1 tRNA gene and 2 rRNA genes are annotated in these 3523 nt (G+C 51.7%); all 3 read right to left on the reverse strand.

The window, feature by feature from the left end:
- Positions 1 to 7: 7 nt before the first annotated feature.
- A 5S ribosomal RNA gene (gene rrf / locus AAE484_RS17270) occupies positions 8 to 123 on the reverse strand.
- Positions 124 to 272: 149 nt separating this feature from the next.
- Positions 273 to 3161, reverse strand: a 23S ribosomal RNA gene (locus AAE484_RS17275).
- A gap of 284 nt (positions 3162 to 3445) precedes the next feature.
- Positions 3446 to 3521 (reverse strand) — tRNA-Ala (locus AAE484_RS17280).
- Between the last annotated feature and the right edge of the window lie 2 nt (positions 3522 to 3523).

Here is a 3523-nt window from a genome sequence, read left to right on the forward strand (position 1 = left end):
TTTAGGAGCTTGACGATGACCTACTCTCACATGGGCAAGGCCCACACTACCATCGGCGCTAAGTCGTTTCACTTCTGAGTTCGGAATGGGATCAGGTGGTTCCAACTCGCTATGATCGTCAAGCAAACTGGTATGGGCTCGAAGGTTTTACCGCCGGTAGGCGTACCTTGATCGACCCAAATAGGGGGTGAAATGTAAAGTTGCACACGCTGTACGCGATTGTGTCTTCTGAACAAGAGTCCGGCTGCGTTTTAATCAGTCGCCTCTGTTATATGGTCAAGCCTCACGGGCAATTAGTACTGGTTAGCTCAACGCCTCGCAGCGCTTCCACACCCAGCCTATCAACCTGGTAGTCTTCCAGGGCCCTTTAGGGGATTCGAAATCCCAGGGAGAACTCATCTTGAAGGAGGCTTCCCGCTTAGATGCTTTCAGCGGTTATCCCATCCGAACGTAGCTACCGGGCAATGCCATTGGCATGACAACCCGAACACCAGGGGTTCGTCCACTCCGGTCCTCTCGTACTAGGAGCAGCTCTTCTCAATTCTCCAACGCCCACGGCAGATAGGGACCGAACTGTCTCACGACGTTCTAAACCCAGCTCGCGTACCACTTTAAATGGCGAACAGCCATACCCTTGGGACCGGCTTCAGCCCCAGGATGTGATGAGCCGACATCGAGGTGCCAAACACCGCCGTCGATGTGAACTCTTGGGCGGTATCAGCCTGTTATCCCCGGAGTACCTTTTATCCGTTGAGCGATGGCCCTTCCATACAGAACCACCGGATCACTATGACCTACTTTCGTACCTGCTCGACGTGTCAGTCTCGCAGTTAAGCTGGCTTGTGCCATTACACTAACCTCCTGATTTCCGACCAGGATTAGCCAACCTTCGTGCTCCTCCGTTACTCTTTGGGAGGAGACCGCCCCAGTCAAACTACCCACCATACACTGTCCGCGATCCCGGTAAGGGACCTGCGTTAGAACCCCAAACATACCAGGGTGGTATTTCAAGGGTGGCTCCACGATAACTGGCGTTACCGCTTCAAAGCCTCCCACCTATCCTACACAAATAGGCTCAGAGTTCAGTGTAAAGCTATAGTAAAGGTTCACGGGGTCTTTCCGTCTAGCCGCGGGTACACTGCATCTTAACAGCGATTTCAATTTCACTGAGTCTCGGGTGGAGACAGCGTGGCCATCGTTACGCCATTCGTGCAGGTCGGAACTTACCCGACAAGGAATTTCGCTACCTTAGGACCGTTATAGTTACGGCCGCCGTTTACCGGGGCTTCAATCAAGAGCTTCGCCGAAGCTAACCCCATCATTTAACCTTCCGGCACCGGGCAGGCGTCATACCCTATACTTCCACTTACGTGTTCGCAGAGTACTATGTTTTTAATAAACAGTCGCAGCCACCTGGTCACTTCGACTGCCAACAGCTTAGGGAGCAAGTCCCATCACCGCCGGCAGCGTACCTTCTCCCGAAGTTACGGTACCATTTTGCCTAGTTCCTTCACCCGAGTTCTCTCAAGCGCCTTGGTATTCTCTACCTGACCACCTGTGTCGGTTTCGAGTACGGTTCCTCTTTACCTGAAGCTTAGAAGCTTTTCTTGGAAGCATGGCATCAACCACTTCGCGCTCTAAAAAGAGCACTCGTCATCAGTTCTCGGCCTTAAGATCCCGGATTTGCCTAAGATCTCAGCCTACAACCTTTCACGCGGACAACCAACGCCGCGCTGGCCTAGCCTTCTCCGTCCCTCCATCGCAGTAAAGAGGAGTACAGGAATGTTAACCTGTTTCCCATCGATTACGCCTTTCGGCCTCACCTTAGGGGCCGACTAACCCTGTCCCGATTAGCGTTGGACAGGAACCCTTGGTCTTCCGGCGTGGGAGTTTTTCACTCCCATTATCGTTACTCATGTCAGCATTCGCACTTCTGATACCTCCAGCAAACCTCTCGATTCACCTTCGCAGGCGTACAGAACGCTCCCCTACCATGCAACAAGTTGCATCCGCAGCTTCGGTTATCAGTTTGAGCCCCGTTAAATCTTCCGCGCGGGCCGACTCGACTAGTGAGCTATTACGCTTTCTTTAAAGGATGGCTGCTTCTAAGCCAACCTCCTAGCTGTCTGGGCCTTCCCACATCGTTTCCCACTTAACTGATATTTGGGACCTTAGCTGGCGGTCTGGGTTGTTGCCCTCTTGACGACGAACGTTAGCACCCGCCGTCTGTCTGCCATGATTGCACTCCTGGGTATTCGGAGTTTGCATGGGGTTGGTAAGTCGGGATGACCCCCTAGCCCAAACAGTGCTCTACCCCCCAGGGTGAGACATGACGCACTACCTAAATAGTTTTCGGGGAGAACCAGCTATCTCCCGGCTTGATTAGCCTTTCACTCCGATCCACAGGTCATCTCCGCATTTTTCAACATACGTGAGTTCGGTCCTCCAATTGATGTTACTCAATCTTCAACCTGCCCATGGATAGATCGCCGGGTTTCGGGTCTAATGCCTGCGACTGGACGCCCTATTAAGACTCGGTTTCCCTACGGCTCCCCTATACGGTTAACCTTGCCACAGACAATAAGTCGCTGACCCATTATACAAAAGGTACGCCGTCACGGAACAAGTCCGCTCCGACTGCTTGTACGCACACGGTTTCAGGATCTATTTCACTCCCCTCACAGGGGTTCTTTTCGCCTTTCCCTCACGGTACTGGTTCACTATCGGTCAGTTGGGAGTATTTAGCCTTGGAGGATGGTCCCCCCATATTCAGTCAAGATAACACGTGTCCCGACCTACTCGATTTCACATCTAATGCCTTTTCGTGTACGGGGCTATCACCCTGTATCGCTCAACTTTCCAGAAGATTCCACTAAGACAAAAAATGCTTAAGGGCTGCTCCCCGTTCGCTCGCCGCTACTTGGGGAATCTCGGTTGATTTCTTTTCCTCCGGGTACTTAGATGTTTCAGTTCCCCGGGTTCGCCTCCCACACCTATGTATTCAGTGTGGGATACTCATCTTACAATGAGTGGGTTTCCCCATTCGGAAATCGCGGGATCATAGCGTGTTTGCCAGCTCCCCCGCGCTTATCGCAGGCTCCTACGTCCTTCATCGCCTCCAACTGCCTAGGCATCCACCGTGTGCGCTTAGTCGCTTGACCATATAACACAAGCGACTGCTTAAAACGATTGTTACAACGCTTTCACAAAACCGTCACAGTAAACTGCGAGGGTTCTATTTGAGTCGTTGTAACCGCCGGACTCTTGTGCAGAGAATACACAATCGTCGCTTTTAATCAGCAATGTACAACTTTACATTTCACCTTGTTAAAGAGCATCTGGCGTAAAAACCAGTCAATTGTTTTCTGAACCAAAAAACAAATGACTGACTTCTATCAATTAGCAGCAAATAAAGATCAAGCAATCTTCGAAAAACCCTGAAAAGTGGTGGAGCTAAGCGGGATCGAACCGCTGACCTCCTGCGTGCAAGGCAGGCGCTCTCCCAGCTGAGCTATAGCCCCAA

The organism is Marinimicrobium sp. C2-29 (assembly GCF_038419845.1).
GTDB lineage: Bacteria > Pseudomonadota > Gammaproteobacteria > Pseudomonadales > Cellvibrionaceae > Marinimicrobium.